General features: G+C 62.9%; 21 protein-coding genes. 11 read left to right on the top strand and 10 right to left on the bottom strand.

Annotated elements, in window-relative coordinates; genetic code table 11:
- Positions 1-116: 116 nt before the first annotated feature.
- Positions 117-1,811, top strand: coding sequence for an FG-GAP-like repeat-containing protein (locus PV760_RS00250; RefSeq protein WP_354626898.1), 1,695 nt, complete (start codon positions 117-119; stop codon positions 1,809-1,811).
- 598 nt (positions 1,812-2,409) lie between these two features.
- Here the strand turns inward: PV760_RS00250 and PV760_RS00245 are convergent.
- On the bottom strand, positions 2,410-3,294 hold the full coding sequence (locus PV760_RS00245; protein ID WP_354626897.1) for a helix-turn-helix transcriptional regulator: 885 nt from the start codon (positions 3,292-3,294) through the stop codon (positions 2,410-2,412).
- 231 nt (positions 3,295-3,525) lie between these two features.
- Between PV760_RS00245 and PV760_RS00240 the strand changes: the two genes are divergently transcribed.
- Positions 3,526-4,935 (top strand): MFS transporter, encoded by a 1,410-nt coding sequence (locus PV760_RS00240; RefSeq protein WP_354626965.1) that lies wholly within the window; start codon positions 3,526-3,528, stop codon positions 4,933-4,935.
- On the opposite strand, the gene PV760_RS00235 is transcribed toward PV760_RS00240, so the two are convergent.
- Entirely contained in the window at positions 4,918-5,577 is a 660-nt protein-coding gene (locus tag PV760_RS00235; protein ID WP_354626896.1) for a DedA family protein, read from the bottom strand. The two genes, PV760_RS00240 and PV760_RS00235, sit on opposite strands and share 18 nt — an antisense overlap.
- Before the next feature lie 183 nt (positions 5,578-5,760).
- On the opposite strand from PV760_RS00235, the gene PV760_RS00230 reads away from it, so the two are divergent.
- The 7 genes from PV760_RS00230 to PV760_RS00200 all read left to right on the top strand — a co-directional run bounded on the left by PV760_RS00230 (position 5,761) and on the right by PV760_RS00200 (position 10,389).
- Positions 5,761-6,102 carry a YciI family protein gene (locus PV760_RS00230; RefSeq protein WP_055971757.1) on the top strand — a complete coding sequence of 114 codons (342 nt, stop codon included), beginning with the start codon at positions 5,761-5,763 and terminating at the stop codon, positions 6,100-6,102.
- Positions 6,103-6,213: 111 nt separating this feature from the next.
- Positions 6,214-6,726 carry a PadR family transcriptional regulator gene (locus tag PV760_RS00225; protein WP_018776595.1) on the top strand — a complete coding sequence of 171 codons (513 nt, stop codon included), beginning with the start codon at positions 6,214-6,216 and terminating at the stop codon, positions 6,724-6,726.
- Between the two features lie 4 nt (positions 6,727-6,730).
- On the top strand, positions 6,731-8,443 hold the full coding sequence (locus tag PV760_RS00220) for an ABC1 kinase family protein (protein WP_354626895.1): 1,713 nt from the start codon (positions 6,731-6,733) through the stop codon (positions 8,441-8,443).
- Between the two features lie 39 nt (positions 8,444-8,482).
- Positions 8,483-9,007, top strand: coding sequence for a universal stress protein (locus PV760_RS00215; protein WP_354626894.1), 525 nt, complete (start codon positions 8,483-8,485; stop codon positions 9,005-9,007).
- Positions 8,994-9,437 (top strand): fluoride efflux transporter FluC, encoded by a 444-nt coding sequence (locus PV760_RS00210; protein WP_354626893.1) that lies wholly within the window; start codon positions 8,994-8,996, stop codon positions 9,435-9,437. Before PV760_RS00215 ends, PV760_RS00210 begins: the two co-directional genes overlap by 14 nt.
- Complete coding sequence (crcB, locus tag PV760_RS00205) at positions 9,434-9,805, top strand: fluoride efflux transporter CrcB (RefSeq protein ID WP_354626892.1); 372 nt, start codon at positions 9,434-9,436, stop codon at positions 9,803-9,805. The genes PV760_RS00210 and crcB overlap by 4 nt, the downstream gene beginning before the upstream one ends.
- 53 nt (positions 9,806-9,858) lie before the next feature.
- Positions 9,859-10,389, top strand: coding sequence for a ferritin (locus tag PV760_RS00200; RefSeq protein ID WP_018776590.1), 531 nt, complete (start codon positions 9,859-9,861; stop codon positions 10,387-10,389).
- Positions 10,390-10,441: 52 nt separating this feature from the next.
- Here the strand turns inward: PV760_RS00200 and zapE are convergent, their stop codons facing one another.
- The 4 genes from zapE to PV760_RS00180 are packed head-to-tail and all read right to left on the bottom strand — an operon-like array spanning position 10,442 to position 13,556.
- Entirely contained in the window at positions 10,442-11,599 is a 1,158-nt protein-coding gene (zapE, locus tag PV760_RS00195) for a cell division protein ZapE (RefSeq protein WP_354626891.1), read from the bottom strand.
- Positions 11,590-12,585, bottom strand: coding sequence for a magnesium/cobalt transporter CorA (corA, locus tag PV760_RS00190; RefSeq protein ID WP_018776588.1), 996 nt, complete (start codon positions 12,583-12,585; stop codon positions 11,590-11,592). Before corA ends, zapE begins: the two co-directional genes overlap by 10 nt.
- Before the next feature lie 10 nt (positions 12,586-12,595).
- Positions 12,596-13,021 (bottom strand): DUF1761 domain-containing protein, encoded by a 426-nt coding sequence (locus tag PV760_RS00185; protein ID WP_055971777.1) that lies wholly within the window; start codon positions 13,019-13,021, stop codon positions 12,596-12,598.
- Between the two features lie 19 nt (positions 13,022-13,040).
- Entirely contained in the window at positions 13,041-13,556 is a 516-nt protein-coding gene (locus PV760_RS00180) for an Lrp/AsnC family transcriptional regulator (protein ID WP_026266981.1), read from the bottom strand.
- Between the two features lie 171 nt (positions 13,557-13,727).
- On the opposite strand from PV760_RS00180, the gene PV760_RS00175 reads away from it, so the two are divergent.
- On the top strand, positions 13,728-14,963 hold the full coding sequence (locus tag PV760_RS00175) for an MFS transporter (protein ID WP_354626890.1): 1,236 nt from the start codon (positions 13,728-13,730) through the stop codon (positions 14,961-14,963).
- 34 nt (positions 14,964-14,997) lie between these two features.
- Here the strand turns inward: PV760_RS00175 and PV760_RS00170 are convergent, their stop codons facing one another.
- The 3 genes from PV760_RS00170 to PV760_RS00160 are packed head-to-tail and all read right to left on the bottom strand — an operon-like array spanning position 14,998 to position 17,461.
- Complete coding sequence (locus tag PV760_RS00170) at positions 14,998-15,504, bottom strand: Lrp/AsnC family transcriptional regulator (RefSeq protein ID WP_011775479.1); 507 nt, start codon at positions 15,502-15,504, stop codon at positions 14,998-15,000.
- Between the two features lie 54 nt (positions 15,505-15,558).
- On the bottom strand, positions 15,559-16,200 hold the full coding sequence (locus PV760_RS00165) for a TMEM175 family protein (RefSeq protein ID WP_026266980.1): 642 nt from the start codon (positions 16,198-16,200) through the stop codon (positions 15,559-15,561).
- A gap of 31 nt (positions 16,201-16,231) precedes the next feature.
- Positions 16,232-17,461, bottom strand: a complete 1,230-nt coding sequence (locus PV760_RS00160) for an MFS transporter (RefSeq protein ID WP_354626889.1) — start codon at positions 17,459-17,461, stop codon at positions 16,232-16,234.
- A 98-nt stretch (positions 17,462-17,559) separates the two neighbouring features.
- Here PV760_RS00160 and PV760_RS00155 point away from each other — a divergent pair, with 98 nt between their 5' ends.
- Positions 17,560-18,534, top strand: a complete 975-nt coding sequence (locus PV760_RS00155; RefSeq protein ID WP_354626888.1) for a LysR family transcriptional regulator — start codon at positions 17,560-17,562, stop codon at positions 18,532-18,534.
- On the opposite strand, the gene PV760_RS00150 is transcribed toward PV760_RS00155, so the two are convergent.
- Complete coding sequence (locus PV760_RS00150; RefSeq protein WP_354626887.1) at positions 18,509-19,543, bottom strand: nitronate monooxygenase; 1,035 nt, start codon at positions 19,541-19,543, stop codon at positions 18,509-18,511. The two genes, PV760_RS00155 and PV760_RS00150, sit on opposite strands and share 26 nt — an antisense overlap.
- Positions 19,544-19,569 lie beyond the last annotated feature (26 nt).

The following is a 19,569-nucleotide window of genomic DNA, read 5'->3' as shown; positions in this document are numbered from 1 at the left end:
TATTTCTTATAGTAGTGCGTAATAGGAGACGGGTCGAGAGCGGCTGCAACGGCACGTTCACGCCCGATCGTCGGGATAACCCCGTGAGGCTCATGACTGACGGTAGGGTGAGCCGCATGCGCAGTTACCTGGCTCGAATCGTCAGCGTTGTGGTCCTGGCTCTCGTTTCCGCCGTTGCCGTTCAGAGTGGTAACCCTGCGGTGGCGGCTCCTGAAGTGAGCGATTCCTATGAGGGCTCCGGCACGTTCACGTCCGTTGCCTATGATCCCGCGACGGGACTGTTTTACGCTGCCGATTTGTTAGGCGATACCGTCTCAGTGTTCAGGAACGGAGTGTTGACAACGAAGGTAGTCGTCGGGCAACACCCGGCCGCAATGGCACTGGATCCGCTGACGCACTCCGTGTATGTGGTCAATTCGGCAAGCGACTCGGTGTCGATCATCAATGGCACAACGGTGACAGCGACCATTCCGGTGGAGCACCAGCCGATGGATGTTGCCGTGGACCCTGGCACCGGGAAGATCTACGTTGCCAACGGGATGACGGGCCTGACTGTCATCGAGGGCGATCAGGTGACCGGCACGATACCCATCGATGGCGGCTATGTGTGGGCGGTTGCACTGGATACCTCGACCCACACCGTCTACGCGGCCAACTATTCCAACAGCAAAGTTTCGGTCATCAACGATGGCGTGGTCACACAGACCATTCCCACGACGAGCGGCGGTCCTTTGTCGATCGCGGTGGATTCGGTCACCCACGACGTCTATGTTCCGGGAGTCTTCGCCGGGACCATCTCGGTGATCAACGGGGACCGGGTCGTCAGGACCATCGAATTCGACCTGTACATGGATTTTCCGCGCTTCGTGGCGGTAGATTCCGCAACCCATACGCTATACGTAACTCACATCGGACTAAACACGGTGTCAGTGATCCATGGCAGCACCACCACACAGACTCTTTATGTCACGGATCCGGGCACGCCAAAGATCGATCCCGAAACACACGCGGTCTACGTACCTTCGCGGAACGGGTCAGTAGCGGTCATCCGGGATCCATCCAACCGGGATTTCACGACCGACGGTCGCGCCGATGTGCTGGCCAGAGACACCAACGGAGCCCTGTGGCTGTACCCGACCAATGGTGCCGGAGCTTGGCTCCCGCCGGACCGTGTGGGTCAGGGATGGAACTCCATGGCGTCCATAGTGGCTGGCGGCGACTTCAACAGTGATGGACGAGCGGACGTGCTCGCCACGGATGGAGGCGGGGCGCTGTGGTTGTACCCGGGCGACGGAGACGGCGGCTGGCATCCGCGGATTCAGGTCGGGCAAGGCTGGCAGTCGATGACTGCCATTGTCGGCCCGGGCGACTTCAACAGCGACAGCTTTCCCGACGTCCTGGCCCGTGACCAAGCCGGGGTTCTTTGGCTCTATCCGGGAAATGGGGCCGGCGGTTGGTCCGCCAGGGTTCAGGTGGGTCAGGGGTGGAACGTCATGTCGACAATTCTTGGCGGCGGAAACTTCGCCGGAGATGGGGAACCTGATGTCCTGGCACGGGACACGTCCGGTGTGCTGTGGATTTATCCCGGCGACGGGGCAGGTGGCTGGTACCCGCCGGTGCGGTCCGGTCAGGGGTGGAACGTCATGACTGCCATCATCGCTCCCGGAGACTTCAACGGTGACGGCCGAGCCGACGTGCTGGCCCGTGACAGCGCGGGAATTTTGTGGTTGTATCCTCGGGCCAGCGCCACTGGGTGGATGCCACGTGTTCAGGTTGGGCAGGGCTGGAACGTCATGAGCACCATTGTCTGACCTCTCGGAGCACCGAAACGAGTACGACTGGGCGGAACCAAACCCAGTCGCAGCGCGAGAAGCCAGCACGGGCGAGCAGGATGATGAGTGCGTCAAAAGATGGCATGACCGCGCCGTGTCCGCCGGGGAGGAACGCATTCTTGCCCGGACGGTGAATGGTGGACTTCACAGTTACCGCGCGGAAGAGATCACGCTGTATCGCCAAGGAAACCGCTGGTACGCGGTCGGTCAGCTGCCTACTTCGAACATCTGGACCGAAATGCATCCAGATTGCCGAGCACGCCAGAGAACGATGATGATGTTGAACTCTTGCTGATGAGCAAGGGGTTTGCGGACGACGGCTCGGTTATCGGCGGGGAGCAGAAAGCATCTGGCGGTGAAGGGAAAGGCCACCAGCCGCAGTCAGGGATGAAGGGCTGGTTCTCTCGCCTTTTCGGTCGCGCGACCTCCGGCAAATAGCCCGGCCACCGCTTGTCCGTTAGTCGGTGACGTTGACGTCTGAGGAAATGAAGAGAACCAAGTACTCCCGGGTGGGAGTTCGCATCGAAGAGGTCAGGAGTTCGAATCTCCTTAGCTCCACAGTTTAGGTGTACCGCAGCTATCTTGGCTGCAGTGAACGCGTTTCCTCGGGAACTTCGCCCACTTGGCTGGACGCCAGCAGTTGAAGGGCTCCTTCGGCGGAAGAACCAGGATCAGTCGCATACATGAGAATCCGGTGACCTGATTCGTCCGGAGGGGTAAGAACCTCGAAATTGAGCACCAGATCCCCGACGTCCGGGTGATGAAGGTGTTTCAGTCCGGACATGCAGTTCTCGACCGGATGCCGGGCCCACAGGGCTGCGAATTCTTCGCTTTTCATGGTCAGCTCTCCAACCAGGGAGGCCAGTTCGGGATCGTCCGCGGATTGGCCGGCAACCAGGCGCAGCGACGAAACAGCCCGCTTGGCTTCCTCGCCCCAATGTGTGTACAGCTCACGGGTGTGGGGGTCGAGGAACAGCATCCGGGTCAGGTTCGGCCTTGTCGCCGGCGTTGAAGGCGCAGAGAAGTCCAGATGACCGGCGACAAGCCTGTGGCCGAGGGCATTCCATGCCAGCACTTCGCTCCGGCGGCCCAAGACAACAGCCGGCGTGGACGGCATCGAATGAATCAGCCGCAAGGTGCCGGGTCTGGCTTTGTCCGGCTTCATGGTTGTTCGCCGTTTGGTGGTCGTTGCCCGGGCAAGGTTGAACAGGTGCGTGCGTTCATCGCTGTTCAGGTTCAGGGCCCGGGAGATTGATTCGATGACAGCCTCGGAGGCGTTGCTGCTCTGGCCCTGCTCAAGGCGCGTGTAGTACGTGCTGCTGACTCCGGCAAGCATCGCCAGTTCTTCCCGGCGGAGCCCCGGTACGCGGCGGATGCCGTAGTTGAGGAGGCCGACATCCTCCGGCTGCAGGGAAGCGCGCCGGATACGAAGGAACTCCCCAAGTTCGCTTTGACTGGTCATGAACCCATTCTGCCGGTCCTGCCTGAAACTGTCCTGTCCCTGCCAGGGGTAGGCAAGAGGGGGTGTGGTTGATGCGCTGGCATTCGGTGAAGGTGGAGATCCGAGACACTGCCGACGGACGCAGCAAGTACTCCACGGAAGGAAACACCCATGACCTCGCACCAGGACTTAGCCACAGGATCGGCTCCACCCCCATCAGAGGCCCGCCGGATTACCACGCCGTCTGCCCGAATGGCAGGCAGGCAACGACTCGCCCTCATCATCCTGCTCGCGGCCAGCTTCACCCTCGCCGTTGATTTCTCCATCCTCAACGTCGCCCTCCCCGCCATCGGTGCCGACGTCGGGTTCAGTTTGGAGAGCCTCCAATGGATTGCGACGGCGTTCGCCTTGTGCGCCGCCGGACTGACCTTACTGTTCGGACGTGTTGCCGACATCGTTGGCCGCCGCACGATGTTCCTCATAGGGATGGCGCTGCTCGGTGCAGCCTCCCTGGCCGGTGGCATGGCAGTCGACCCAGCCGTACTGCTGATCGCCCGTGTGGGCCAAGGTACCGCCACAGCCATCGTCGTGCCCGCTGCCTTGTCACTATTGCTGGCTTCGTTCCCGGAAGGACCGCTCAGGGACAAAGCCCTGGGACTCAACGGTTCCCTTATGGCCGCTGGGTTCACCACCGGCGCCATCCTGGGAGGCCTTCTGACAGACCTTCTCAGCTGGCGGTGGGCCTTCTTCCTGAACGTTCCCGTGGCCGTTGGAGTGCTTGCCATCGCTCCGATCGTCCTGGCCGAAAGCAAGCCCGCTGCCAAGCTGCGGTTGGACGTACCGGGGGCAATGACCGTAACTCTGGGCCTTCTGGCCTTGGTTTTCGGACTCACCAACGCTGCCGAGCACTCGTGGACCGATCCGCTGACCTTGGGTGCCCTGGGGGCCGCCGTCGTGTTCTTCCTTGCGTTCGCAGCCGTCGAGCGGCGTGCTGCGTCGCCGTTGGTGCCGCTGGAGATACTGAAGCGGTCGACCGTGGCCTGGGCGAACATCGCAGGCATTTTTGCGTTTGTCACGGAGACGTCCCTGGTTTTCCTCCTGACCCTGTATCTCCAGCAGGTCCTCGGCTACACACCTTTCGGTGCAGGTCTGGCCTTTGCAGTATTGGGTCTTGGTACTGTCCTGGGCGGCGTCCTCGGGCCGAAGATCATCGGCATGATCGGGAGCAAGAAGGCGATCGTTTTTGGATTCCTCGTTCAGGCAACGGCCACTGGCCTGCTTGTGTTGCTCAGTGCTGACCCTGCCTCCATCGGCCTGCTGCTGACTGCAACGTTCATCGGGGGAGTCGCGAACCTTGTGGTCATTGTCGGGTTCATGGTCACCGCAACCTCGGGCCTGCCTGAATCCGAGCAGGGTTTGGCCACGGGGCTGGCAACCATGAGCCAGCAGATCGGCATCACCCTGGGCATTCCGGTCATGAGCGCTGTCTTCACCGCGCATATTCTGGCCATCGGCCGGCAAGATGCCCTTTCGGTGCTCAGCGGCGTGACAGCCGCCGTCTGGGTCAATGCCGGGCTGTGCCTCCTGGCGGCACTTCTTGTGGCTGTGTTCCTGCGGAGACCGATGCCGGTCACCCCGCAGTCGCTACCGGCGGTCAGCTGACTGCCGGCGGCGCCTGACGTTTCGAATAACGAGCCATCCCAGAAAAACCGCCAACGCTGCGTACACGGCGTAGTTGAGGAACCGCGAGTACTGGTCGATCAGGTGGTACTGCTTGCCAAGCAGTGACCCCAGGCCGATCAGTACTGCGTTCCACAGTCCCGCGCCGGCGATCGTGAAGACGGAGAACGTCATGAGGTTCATCCGTTCGGCGCCTGCGGGCAAGGAAATGAGGCTCCGCACTCCGGGGAGTAGCCTGCCGAAGAAAATCGCGGACTTGCCGTGGCGTTCGAACCAGCCGGAGGCTTTCTCGATGTCCTCCCTGTCCACCAGCGGAAGTTTCGAAAGCAGCGAGATGGACCTCTCCAAACCAACCTTGTATCCGAGCCAATACAGGAACAACGCCCCTGCGTATGCGCCAAGCGTGCTGGTGACGAAGACCAGAACAATGTTCATGCTTCCCTGCTGGGTCAGGAACCCCGCGAGGGGGAGTATCACCTCGCTGGGGATGGGAGGGAACACGGTCTCCAGGAACGTCATCAGGCCGACGCCCCATTCGCCCAGGGCAACAATCACCTGGGCGGCGACCCCCACAATGCCGGTCAAGTCTTCGGTGGAACCTTGGGCTCTCGGTACACTGATCAACTCTTTGCCCTTTCATGGACTTCGCCACAGTAAACGCTATTGCCACGAGTGCTTTTGGGCAAAGTTGCCTGCTTGGACGCGCGGCTGCCTCTCTGATCCCGGCAGGGTGTCGTGCCCTTTACGGGCCCCGGAGGATCGGCAAGGATGACGAGATTACCCAGCCGTGCCTGAAGGAGCATCGCGATGACCAAGTACCTGATCTCTTTTCCCAGTGCTGCCATGGACATCACTGAGGAAGAACTCCCTGCAGTGGCTGCAGCGGCCCACGCCGTAGTGCAGGAGGCCAAAGACGCAGGAGTGTGGGTGTTCGGCGGGGGTATCGATGAAAGCATCCCGCCGGTCATGGTCGACGGCGGCGGCTCGGTTCGGGAGGGAACGTACCCGCAAACGTCGCAGCTCGAAGGTGGCTATTCCATCCTGGAGTTGCCCTCCTACGAGGCCGCACTGGAATGGGCCACAAGGATGGCGGCGGCGTGCCGCTGTGCCCAGGAAGTCAGGGCTTTCCAGTACGATCCTGCCAGCTGATGCCCATTGTTTTGGACCCCCGTCACCTATATCGTTGACTATATCGTTCAGTATCGTTCGCGAATCTCAGAGGTGAGCTTGATGCACAATTCATTCCCTTCAAATGGCTTTATGGGCAACAACCTGGATGGCATGTGGCAGGCCGTGGAAGAGTTCCGGTCACGCTTCGAGAAGCGCTCCGGGGGCCGGGCCGGGCGCGGCGAACTAAGGACCGCGATTTTGGCCCTCCTGGCTGAGCGTCCCATGCACGGTTACCAGATCATCCGGGAAATCGAGGAACGCAGCGGCGGAAGCTGGAAGCCCAGCGCGGGTTCCGTATACCCAACGCTTCAGCTGCTCTCTGATGAGGGATTCGTCAGTTCCGAGGAATCCAGCGGGCGCAAGATCTACGCCCTGACCGAAGCAGGCAGGGAAGATGTAGCAAGCTCCGAGACGTCCGCACCCTGGGGCTCCGTGGGCGCTGCATCGGGTCCCGGGTTCGCTGCATTGCCCAAAGCCGGGGTCGAGCTCGCCCAGGCCGCAGCGCAAGTGGGCCGGACAGGCACGCCACAACAGGTTCGGGAAGCGGTGACGGTGCTCGAAGAGGCTCGCCGCCGTCTGTACTCGATCCTCGCCCAGGACTGAAGGGGTGACGTCGGTTCGACCGGATCAGGCAGAGCACGTCCCGGGCGCTGTGAGTGCACGTGCCCGTTACCGTCGCATCCTGCGGTTCGCTGCCTGGCATCTTGCGGTGACGTGGTGGTTCGAGCTTTTCCTGCCAAGGTTGGGCCTGCGCCGGCTGACTGAACGCAATCGTGCCCGGCGAATGACGCGTTTCGCTCAACGGTTCCACGAACTCGCGGTGGAACTTGGCGGCCTGATGATCAAAGTGGGACAGTTCATGTCCTCGAGGCTCGACGTCCTGCCGCCCGAGATCACCGCCGAGTTGGAGGGCCTGCAGGACGAAGTGCCGCCCGTCCCGTTCCAAGCCATCCGCCAACTCGCGGAGGCCGAACTCGGCGCACCCTTGGAGTCGGTGTTCGCCTCCGTTGAGGAGGTGCCCATCGCGGCGGCCTCACTCGGACAAGCCCACCGTGCCAAACTCTTGGCAGGCAACGCGGAGGACACTGGGCTGAGCAGCGTGGTTTTCAAAGTCCAGCGGCCCGGGATCCAGACCATCGTCGATATCGATCTTGCCGCACTGCGCAGGGTGGGAGGCTGGCTAAGCCGGATCCGCATTGTGTCCGACCGTGCCGATGTTCCCGCGTTGATCAAGGAATTTGCCCAGACCAGCCTTGAGGAGATCGACTACCTGAACGAGGCCGCGAATTCGGAGCGGTTCGCCGCTGACTTTGCCCATGACCCACGCGTGACGGTGCCGGGAGTGGTGTGGGAGCGGACCACCCGCCGTGTGCTCACCCTTGAAGACGTGACCGCCATCAAGATCACGGATACCGAGGCACTGCGGTTGGCGGGAATTGATCCCGCGACTGTCGCGCCCGTTTTCGCGTCAGTGATGTTTGACCAACTGTTCACCAATGGCTTCTTTCACGCCGACCCGCACCCCGGAAACATCTTCGTCACCCCGAACACCGGCACCTCGGAACATCCGTGGAAGTTGACGTTCATCGATTTCGGCATGATGGGCGAGGTTCCGGCGAAGACACGGTCCGGCCTTCGGAAGCTCCTGATCGCAGCAGCCTCACGGGACGGCAAGGGGCTGGTGGCCGCCATCAGCGACGTCGGCGTGCTGATGCCCTCTGCGGATACGGTCGAATTGGAGCGGGCCATGACACAGCTCTTTGCCCGCTTTGGAGGCATGGGTTTCGCCGAACTGCGTGACGTGGATCCGCGGGAGTTCCGCGATTTCGGCGCAGAGTTCGGAAGCGTCATCCGTTCACTGCCGTTTCAGTTGCCGGAGAACTTCCTGCTTGTTATCCGGGCGATGTCCCTGACGTCCGGGGTTTGCAGTTCCTTGGATGCCCGATTCAATCTGTGGGATTCGGTCGAGCCCTACGCGGCACAGCTCCTTCGTGATGAACGCGGCAATCTGGTAAATGACATTGCCTCCCAGGCGATGGAGGCCGCGACGCTGGCCTTGCGCCTACCGAAACGCCTTGACAGCTTGATCACCCGGGTCGAGGACGGGTCGCTGCAGGTTTCGAACCACAAGCTGGAACGCCAGCTGGCGCGGCTCATACGTTTGGCCCGTTACGGGGTGGCTGCTGTGCTCTTCGCTGCGTTGCTCATTGCCGGTTCCGTGGTCAGGGGAGGGGATGCGGTTCTTGGCGACGTGCTGATGTTTTCGTCAGTGATCCCGTTGCTGGGTGCGCTGCTGACGGGGCGCCGACACAGGTCCTGAGGGCACGGCCAGTGCCGTGCCGCGCCGTAGAATTGCCCTGTGACTGAGACCCCTGCCCGTCGTCGTGAGGTATCCGGCGGCATGAACGGACCCATTCTGGTGGGCGTCATGCCTGGGCAGCATCCGTCGGTGGTGGAGCAGGCAGCCGTGGTTGCCGACGGCACACACCTTCCGTTGGTGTTCGCCTACGCCGATGTCACCGTCTATCCCGTGGATGGAACCACAGGAGGATCGGCGGCACCCATTGATCCCGATGGCGTGGACGGCGATTCCCGCAACGCCATCGAAGCGCTGAAGAAGACCATCGCGGATCAACTGTCCGGACTTGATATCCAATGGTCGATCACGCCGCTGGCGGGGGAACCTGCGCGTGCCCTGGCCCGCGAGGCGGAGGCCATTGGAGCGTCGATGATTGTGGTGGGTACACGCGAACACCGCCTGACCGCGGCACTCAAGGACGCAACTGCCGGTTCCGTGGCCCGCCATCTGTCTCACCGGCAGAACCGCCCTGTGCTGGTGGTGCCTGTGAACCCGCGGGTCCCGGACGACGATGACGACGAGTAAAGCCACACGCCCGGTACATCTGCACTGGCGGTTCATGGGGATAGTGGCCGCCGGAGGGGTGCTGGGGGCAATGACACGCTATGGCCTGGGAATGGTGATCCCCGCGCCCGGAGCTTGGCCCCTTCCCACCCTGATCATCAACCTTTCCGGGGCTTTGGCCCTTGGTGCCCTTCTGGAGGGGCTCTCCCGCAGGGGTCCCGACGTCGGAAACCGCCGGGTCTTGCGGCTTGCGCTGGGAACGGGGTTCTTGGGCGCCTACACCACCTACAGCACCCTGGCCGTGGACGCCGTGCATTTGCTTAACGCTGGCGCAGTTCCCGCAGCTGCGGGCTACCTGACGGCAAGCCTGCTGGGCGGGGCCGCCGCTACGACTGCGGGAATATGGCTCGGCGCCTGGCATCACAGACTGACGGAGCGGGCCCGATCATGACGGTCCTTCTGCTTGGCTTGGCTGGAGGAGTGGGCGCAGTCGCCAGATTCATGGTCGATGGCCTCTTTCGCGCAAGGCTGAAGACCGCCCTCCCCTGGGGCACCATCCTGATCAACATTTCGGGCTCTTTAGTGCTCGGATTTTTGGCTGGGTTGATGATGCGCGGCGAGGTATCCGACACCCTGTACCTTGTCCTGGGCACTGGTTTCCTGGGAGGCTATACGACATTCAGCACGGCAAGCCTGGAGACCATCAGGCTTATCCAGAGCGGCAGGGCAGGGCTGGCCCTGATCAACGGTGTGGGCTCCATGGCCGCCTGTGTCCTGGCTGCCGCGGCCGGTGTCGGACTCACTTTTCTCCTGCCCTAAGCCGTGTGTGTCCGCCCGTCTAGGACGCAGTCGCGCGGCTGTAGGATCTAGCCATGGCTAACAAGACTTTCAATGAACTGTTGTCCGCCCAGGTTGCCAATGAGTTTGCAGCCTCCCAGCAGTACATCGCTGTGGCTGTGTACTTCGACGGTGAGGATTTGCCACAGCTTGCCCGGCATTTCTACCGCCAGTCCCTGGAAGAACGCAACCACGCCATGATGATGGTCCAGTACATGCTGGACCGTAACGTCCACGTGGAGATTCCGGGCATTGCCCCCGTGCGGAACAACTTCACCAACGCCAAGGAACCCATCGCCCTTGCCCTGGAACAGGAGAGGGAAGTCACCCGCAACATTGAGGAGATGTTCCGTGCTGCCCGTGCCGAAGGCGACGCCCTGGGCGAGCAGTTCATGTTGTGGTTCCTCAAGGAACAGGTTGAAGAGGTCGCTTCGATGACCACGCTGCTCAACATCACAGAACGCGCCGAGAATCTCTTCGACATTGAGAACTACGTCGCCCGCGAAGCAGTGGGCGACGGCGGTCACGACGCCAGCGCGCCCTCCGCTGCCGGTGGCGCCCTTTAGGAACCGGCAACAGCCCGACGCAACGCGCATGACGGGGAAGGTCGCCGGAAGCTCAGCTTCCGGCGGCCTCTTCGCGTGCAGCGTCGTCGTCCGCGTGGGACCGTCCGAGCAAGGACAGGCGGCTCGCGATGCGGGCGAAGTCCATCGGAAGGCCGCTGCGGGCGGCCCCGACGTCCCAGTCCAGCGGGCCGGGGCCGATCAGGAACAACATGATGTCCTGATCGTGCAGCACGTCCACCACGTTGCTGAACCTTTGCCAGGCCGGCGCGGATGCCGCATCGGCGGCCGCAGGTGAGGGGACGCCGTCGATCACCCAGGTGGTGAACGTTTCGGCCAGTGCCAGATAGTCGGACGTGGAGGTCAACCCGCCGCACAACTCCTCGAATCCAACCCACAGGAGGTCGGGATCGGAGTTCTTGACGACGATCGGCTGGGTGGTGGGGGTCAGCACCCGGCTCTGCGACGGGGACGGGATGAACAGGCCCAGCCGGCCCAGCTGGCGGGACGTACCGGGTGTCACGATGCGTCCTGCCCGGAAGGACTCCCTGCCTTGGGGCTCTGCGGACCCGGCTGCGGGGAAGCGTCGAAAATCTGAAGAACCATCGATTGTCACTATGTCCATCATCTCCTTGATGGCCTCAATGGTGGGCAGGAAATGGTCGTGCCAAAGAGGGTTGGGCAGCAACTCGTCCGGCGCGTAGTTGGACGTGACCGCCAAGGGGATGCGGCGCTGCGCGGCAGTTCGCAGCAGACGCGCAATGAACATGCCATCGCCGACGTCGTGGACGTGAAATTCGTCAAAGAAGAGCACCTCAATGTCATCCAGCAACGAGTCCACCGAATGCTGGATGGCCGTCGAGCTGCCGGCATGGGAACCGTGGGTTCCGGCGTGGAGGCTGCGGAAGAAGTCGTGGAAATGCACCCGCCTTTTGCGCACATCGAGCTGCCCAAAGAAGCTGTCCATCAGCCAGGTCTTTCCCCGTCCCACAGGTCCGTGCAGGTAAAGGCTCCGTGGCATCTTCCGCGAAAGAGTCCGACGCCGGACCGTCACCTCCGCACCCATGGCCGCCAACCGCCCGGCTGCACGCTGCTGGCTGTCTTCGAGCGCAAAGCCGGACTGTCCGGCGTCGAGGTTTATTCCTTCGAGCAACCTCCGGGCGATGTCCCGGGTTGCTCGTGGAGTTGGCCTCAAGAGTGGCGTCACAGCCATCCTTTGCGCTTGAAGATGACGTACATGAGCAGTGCCACGCCCACCATGAGGCCGATCGCCATGGGGTAACCAAGGTCCCAGTGGAGCTCGGGCATGTGGTCGAAGTTCATTCCGTAGATTCCTGCCACGAACGATGGCGCGAAGAGGATGGCAGCCCAGGAGGAGATCTTCTTGACCTGCTCGTTCTGGGCCGCGCTGGCCTCGTTCTGCCGGTTTGCGGTCAGTGTGCCGTCCAGGGTCAACGCGTTCTGGAGGAGGTCCCGGAACGAGTTCACACGGGAAATGACGCGTTGCACGTGGTCTTCGACGTCCCGGAGGGAACGCTGCAGCTCGATGTCCACGCCATATTTCTCGAAACCCTTCTCCAGAAGCGACATGATGTCCGGCAGGGGTTGGATCGCCCTCTGGAACTGGATCACTTCGCGGGCGAGTTCGTAGATCCTGCGGGAAACGGCGCTGTCACCGCTGAAGAGCTGGTCTTCGATTTCATCGATGTCGTTCTCCAGGCCGGCGACCACGGGCGCATAATCATCCACCACCTGGTCCAGCAGCGCGTACAGCACCGCTTCCGGGCCGTGGCAGAGAAGATCCGGCCGTGCTTCCAGGCGGTGGCGGACACGGGCAACCCCGCCGGTTTCGGCATGGCGGATGGTCACCACAAAGTTGACGCCGGTAAAGATATGGAGTTCCCCGAACTCCACGGACTCGGAGTCATCCAGATACCTCGCCGGTCGGAGAACCGTGAAGAGGTTGCTGTCGTAGCGCTCAATCTTGGGCCGCTGGTGCGCCGAGACGGCATCCTCCACAGCCAGCCGGTGGAGGCCGAACTCCCGGGCCACCGCGGCCATTTCTTCCTGCGTGGGGCGGTAGAGGCCGATCCAGGCCATGCCGCCGTGCTTGGCCAATGTCTCAAAGGTTTGCTCGAGGCTGTGGGGGGTGGCAGTGCGGACGCCGTCCACGTACACGGCGTTGTCGATAATGGTCACAGGTTGAACGCTACTGCATGGCCCCGATGATCGCCCCGGCAACAGTCATGGCAAGAATGTCGTGGCCGGAATCGATCACGGTAACCGTCGAGGGGCGTCCCGCAAAGCCGTTGTGGATCACGTGGCCACCGGCACGGAAGACCACGGCGATGATCAGGGCGAAGACGGCGCCTGCCCAGAAAGTGTTGATGTCAAGCGCGCTGAGCAGGATCGCCAGGAGGATGCTGGTCACGGCCGCTGCGAGCATCATGGGTACCCAGATCCCGGCTCCGCCGTCGATGTTCTTCAGATCGTCCTCGGTCTTGCCGATGGCCTGCATCCACCTGCGTCCAAGAACGGCCGGCATGTACCAGACAAAGCCGATCACCATGCTTGAAACGAAGGCCAGGAGAACGGCGAGCCAGTTGATCTGGGAGATATGTGAGAGCCAATCCATGCCTAAGATCCTAGTTCGTTCAGGCCTCCGCGCCCGGGCTCTGGTTCTCGTTCCTGCTGCGTGTTGGTACTGAGGCCATCCGGCCGATGAGCGGTTCCGTGCGGTAAGGGATGTGCGTGTGGAGCGCCAGCACCGTTTCCGTCCTGATCACTCCTTTCGTGCGGAGGACCGAGCGCAGTGCGGACTGCAGATTATGGGTGTCGGTTGCCACCACCCGGCACCACAAATCTCCCCGGCCGGAGATCTCGTGCACTTCGAGGACCTGGGGGATGAGGCGCAGGGCGCCGATGACGCCGTCGAGTTCGCGGTGGGTGACCTCGATCGTGACGAAAGCGACGACGTCGTATCCCACCTTCTCCAGGTCGACCTCCCGTCCCGCGGCCTGAAGGACGCCGGTGCGGAGCAGACGCTTAAGGCGGCTTTGGGCGGTGTTCCTCGCGATGCCCAGACCGTCGCTTAGTTCGGCGATCTGGATGCGCGGATCCTTGATCAGTTCCAGGAGGATCCGCAGGTCCATGGGGTCGAGGGTGTTCAAATGGTCACTCCAGATCACTCGGCTGCTAGGTCTTTGAGTATTTTGCTCAATCCTTGCATGTTTACAGCTCCCAAAGTTCAGTCCTCCTGCATTCTATTGCCATCAATACTTAGCCGGCCTGCGTTTCCCACAAGGAGGCCAAAACCGGCAACCGAGTCCGAAGGCATGGAAATGACTGTCTTGAGCGAACTCCGCATGCGTCCGGCCACCGCCGAGCGCTGGGGATGGGATGCCTCCACCACGGCCAGGCTGGTCCTGGCAGGGGTCGTGATCTTCACGTTGCTGGTTGGCGCGAACCTCGCCACACCCCTGTACCCCTTGCTCCAGGCCAGGATCGGCTTGTCATCGCTTGACGTGACCGTGGCCTTTTCCAGCTATGTGCTGGCGTTGGTGGCTGTCCTCATGGTGGCAGGGCACTGGTCGGATCACATCGGCCGACGGGCGGCACTGGTGCTCGCGGTCCTGGTGGGCCTGGCGGGCGGGGTGATCTTCGCCAACGCAGATTCCCTCCTTACCCTGTCTGTCGGCAGGGCGCTCCAGGGGGTCGCCGTCGGCCTCGCTACCGGAGCAAGTTCCGCGGCGCTGCGGGAGTTGCTGCCCCAACGCCCGGACTGGGCTTCTCGCTTCACGCTGCTTTCCTCGGCAGGTGGCGTGGCTGCAGGTCCTGCCATTGGCGGTCTTTTGTCGCTCCTCCCGGAGCCCACCCGCACGCCGTACTACGTCCACTCGGCCGTGCTGCTGGCCGCCCTCATTCCCCTGTGGCTGCTGAAAGCCAGGCCCGCGATCGCCCCCGCAGAAGGTCCAAAAGCCCATAGGGTGCTGGCGCCCCGGAAACCGTCCATTTCACACGAGGCCAGGGGAGCTTTCTGGATGGCGGCCACCACTGGATTCCTGAGCTTTGCGGTCTTCGGTTTCTGCTTGTCGCTCGCTCCCGGATACTTCGCCACAGTGGTTCACGCAGACTCCCGGCCCTTGATCGGAGTGCTTGCCGGAGTCACCCTTGGCGCATCAGCACTCAGTCAATTGCTGGGTGTCCGTGGGCGTTTCGTTGTTCCCGCGGCGCTCGCAGTACTGGGTGTTTCCGTGGTCCTCGTGGGAGCTGCCGCCGCGTGGTCAAGTCCTTGGCTGCTGGTGGCAGCGAGCATCTCGGCCGGCATGGGCCAGGGAATTGCCTTCCGGCAGGTATTCAACGAGGTCGCCGGAAAGGTAGAGGCGGCCCGGCACGCGCAAGTCATCAGCACGGTGTACGTCATTACCTACCTTGGAAGCGCTGTTCCGGTGATTGGGCTGGGACTTGCCGTGACGGCACTTGGCCTGCAGGCCGCCGTCGTGGGCTTCACCGCGCTATGTGGCCTCGCCGCGCTGACGCTGGCCGCCGTGTCCATGAAGAGTGCCCTGCGGATCTGATGCTGCGGGGGCCGGTGTTGGCAGGGATCCGGTGTTACTCGGGGAGTGGTCCCCGGTTGCCCGGGATGTGCTGGAACACCATGGTGGTTTCCGTGTGGCCGACCACGGGGTCGGTGGCTAGGTTGTCCAGGAGCCAGTTGCGGAGGTCGTCGGTATTTGCGACGGCGATGTGCAGCAGATAGTCCACCGAACCGGTGGTGTGGAACGTTGAGATGACGGCCGGGAGCTTGGGCACGCGCGCCGTGAAACGGTCGATCTGGTCGCGGTCGTGGGCGCGGAGGCGGACAGCGATCAAAGCCTGTACCGAGCGGCCAATGGCCGGCAGGCTCAGCACCGCCTCGAAGCCTTCAATAATGCCGCGCTCGGACAGGGCCCTGGTACGCATCAGGGCCGTGGACGGTGCGATCCCCACGAGTTCTGCCAACTGCTTGTTGGAAATGCGGGCGTCATCTACCAAGGCAGCGAGGATCCGCTCATCGATCGCGTCCAACGGCTCTGCGCTGCCCGTGCTCGACCGAACATTCTTCGTGGGGTTGCTCACGGATCCTCCTGAAATTGCCTTCCACCCATCCTAAGCGGTGAATTCTTCAGGTGACTATCGTTGCGCGGGCTTGCTGCGGTCCCTCCGGCGGTCCAAGCGCTGGAGTGGCTCGCTGAGCAACATCAGGAGCAACGGAAGATTTCCCGCGGATGGAATCACAAGGGCCAGCACGAGGGCGGCGAGGAAAAGCCCGGCCACTATCGCCCCTGCCCGGATTCCGGAGCGTGCCTCCACCGCGTCCATTTCGTGAAGCTCGGGATGTGAACGGAGATAGATGCGTGCCAGGAGAAGCGTGAGGCTGGTGGCAAACAATGTCCCGATGTACACCAGGGGTTGGGCCCAATCGGCGTCCATCTGGGTGGAGAGCGACGTGGACACGGGCATGACCACAATGAAGAACATCCAGGCTACCGTCAGCCACAACAAACCCGAATCGATCTGCCGGACCTTGCGGAACATGCGGTGATGATGCGTCCAGAACACGGCAATGAGGATGAAGCTGAGGGCAAAGCCCAGCAAAGCGTATTGTTCCTCGACGAGCCATTCCGCCGTGGTTCCGTGATGATCGGCCAGTTCCCCCACGCTCTCCATGAGGGGAAGGATCAGCAGGGTCAAAGCAATCGCCACCACGGCATCGGTAAACGCCTGCAAACGTTCCGGCGACGACAGTACCCGTGTACTCGCGAGCTGTGTCATGCCTCCGATTGTAGGACCAACACGGCCCGAATCAGGGGGAAATCCGTGGTGAACGGTGCACTGCCAAGGTGACTGCCGCCGTCGTGCATGACAGGGCGATGACGCCCGCCGCCAAAGCGGTCCAGCCGAAGTGCTGGAAGACCAGGCCTCCGGCCCATCCGATCACGCTGGAACCGAGGTAATAGGACAGGTTGTACAGGGACGCTGCCTGTGCCCGGCCGGTAGTGGCAATGGCGCCGGTCCAGCCGGAGCCCACGCTGTGGGCCGCGAAGAAACCGCCGGTGAAAACTACCAGCCCGGCAAGGATGGCCACAAGGTTATCCACCAGGGTCAATGCCAACCCGGCCGACAAAACGGCGATGCCCGCTACCAGGACGTTCCGCCGTCCGAACCTGGTGGTGAGCCCGGCCGCCCAGCGGGAACTTACCGTGCCCGACAAGTAGGCAAGGAATATGAGGCTGACCAGGGTGGCTGGCAGCCCAAAAGGCTCGGCATGCAACCGGAAACCCAGGTAGTTGTAGACCGCTACGAAGCCACCCATGAGGAGGAACGCCTGCAGGTACAAGGACAGGAGTTTTGGATTGCGTGAATGTCCGCCCAACGTACTGAGGGCGCCACGGAACCCTGCGGCCGGGGCTGGCGTGAAGCGCCGCTGTTTGGGAACAAGCACCAGGAACAGGACGGCGGACACGGTGGCCAGCAGGGACACGGCAAGGGTCGCTGCACGCCAGCCCCACAGTTCGCCGGCGGGACCCGCCACGAGTCGCCCGGCAAGGCCGCCCAGGGTGGTGCCGGCTACGTAGCTCCCGGCGGCCAGGGCGGTATGGATCTTGGTGACTTCCTCATTGAGGTACGCGATGGCGATTGCGGGTATGCCGCCCAGGGCCATGCCTTCCAGCATCCGCAGACCCAGCAGCATGGGCACATTCGGGGCCAGCGGAACAAGCAGCCCCAGGATCGTAGCGGCAGCGATGCCGATGGCCATGGCACGGACCCTGCCGATCCTGTCGGCAACAAACGACCACGGAAGCACGGTGGCGGCGAGACCAACCGTGGCCAGCGAAATGCTGAGTGCGGCTTCCGCTGCAGTGATCCGGAGGTCCGCTGCCATGAGGGGCAGCACGGCCTGGGTGGAATACAGCTGTGCGAACGTCGCGACGCCGGCCAGGGCCAATGCCGCCAGAACACGGCTGTAGCCGCGGGACCCCTTGGCGTGCCCGTCCCAGCTTTCGGTTTCAGCCTCAATGCTCGTTCTGTTCACCGGCCCAGAGTAGGACGACCTCGACTACCCATTCCAATGCATGGGTTACGTATAATTGATGCAGATATGCATGAGTTGTGTTGCTGAAAGGGAACGTCGTGGAACCGGATCACCAGCAGCTTGTCCAACTCCTCCCGCTCCTGCCGGTCCTGGCAGAACTGGGCCGCACCGAACATATGACGGAAACCGCGGAATTGCTCGGGGTACCGCAGTCCACGGTCAGCAGGGCCGTGGCTCGGGCCAGCGCGATCGTTGGGATGGACCTGTTGGTGCGGGACGGACGCGGTATACGTCTTACCTCCGCCGCGAAGGCCCTCCTCCCGTACATCGACGCTGCGCTGGAGGATTTCCAGGCAGGCCTGGACCGGGTACGCCACGAATCGGACGTCGTGCGGGGGAGGATCGGAGTCTCGTTCCAGCACACGTTCGGCGAAGCCACCCTCCCTCTCCTGATCAGTGCGTTCGGCGGCCGCCATCCCCACGCAGCGTTCGAACTCTGGCAGGGACCCCGCGACGATTGCCTGCAACAGTTGGCCAGTGGGGAGATGGACTTCGCCTTGACGGCGCCCATAGCGCCGGAGGGCCGTGGCATCCGCTCCCATCCGCTGTACCGGGAGCCGCTGAGGGCTGTGCTGCACTACCGGCACCCCTTGGCCGGGCGGCCCAGCGTCAAGCTCTCGGAGCTGCGGCACGACCCCTACGTGACGCTGCCGGCCGGAGTCGGCTTGCGGGCACTGGGGGAGGCACTGTTCCGTGAAGCAGGGTTCCGGCCACGCATTGCCTTTGAGGTCCAGGAGTCCACATCTGCCCGAGGGCTGGTCTCGGCAGGGTTGGGGTTCAGCATCCTCCCGCCCGCCGGGCCCGGCTCCGGCACCGGACAATATCTGCCCAAGACGGAACTGGGGCTCGTCGAGGTGCCCATTGAATCCGATCTGGCGTTCCGGCAGATTGGCATCGCCTGGCGGGAGCGGACTTTCGAGCCGGACGCGGTTCGGCTTTTTCGCGAACTGGTGGTGACCGAAGGCGGCGAACTGTTGGCCGAACTCGTTAGAGCCCGTTCAGGAACTCCCTGACAACATCCCTCGCTGATCCTGTCCGCGCCTGCTTCCAGCCCGTTCCTGCCCACAAGTTGAGGCGGTGCGGATCGCCCGCCGCGGACGCCGCAGCACGGACCGGGGCAGTGAGGTGGTGGATGGCCGGGTAGCCCTTGGGGGCATCCTGATGATCCTGCACGAACTCGTTCACCAGGGAACGTGCCGGACGTCCCGTGAAAGCCCGGGTCATGGCGGTTTCAGTGAACTCAGGATTCCCCAACGCGTCTTTGTGCGATTGGCGCGCGCCGCTTTCGTCCGTGCGGAGCAGGGCGGTGCCAACCTGGGCGGCTGTTGCACCGGCAGCCAGGACCCCGCGGAGCGCATTGCCGTCCATGATCGCGCCGGCAGCTATCAGCGGAAGCCCGACGGCGGCCCGCACCCGGGCGACCAGGTCCGCCGTCGTACTGGCTGGCGATGTATCCGGAATGCCGGCCAGGAAGGCCGCAGTATGTGCCCCTGCGGAGGCGTGCTGGACGACCAGTGCGTCAGGGCCCTCCTCGGCAGCGGCGAGGGCTTCCTGAACACTGGTCACACTGGTGACAACGAGTGTTCCGGCCTTCTGCAGGGACCCGACTACTTCGCGCCCAGGGAGGCCGAAAGCGAAACTCACCACTTCCACCGGGTCCGTCACGAGGATGTCGATCTTCTCCTGCCAGGCGTCATCGTCATCGAGGCGAAGCGGGGGCAAAGTGACACCGTAGCGCGCAGCCTCTGGTTCCAGCTCGGCGCGGTAGGCTTCCAGCCGTGCCCGCTCCTTGGGCCCCGGCGACAGTGCGTCCGGGTCCGGAACAAAGACGTTCATGCCGAACCTGATCCCCAGCGCCCTCGCAGCGGAGATCTCCGCAGCCATGGACCCGGGACTCTTGTACCCGGCAGCGAGGAAGCCCAGCCCGCCGGCCTCATGAACAGCGTGTACCAACTTCGTTGTTGATGTCCCTCCTGCCATCGGGGCCGCAATAAATGGTGTGCCAAACAGGAATTGAGGCATGGTCGGTTCCTCCTCAGGACGCTCCA

Origin of the sequence: Paenarthrobacter sp. CC6, assembly GCF_040560085.1 — a bacterium.
In the GTDB taxonomy this organism is placed as follows: domain Bacteria; phylum Actinomycetota; class Actinomycetes; order Actinomycetales; family Micrococcaceae; genus Arthrobacter; species Arthrobacter nicotinovorans.
This window is presented reverse-complemented; position numbering and strand designations above follow the sequence as displayed.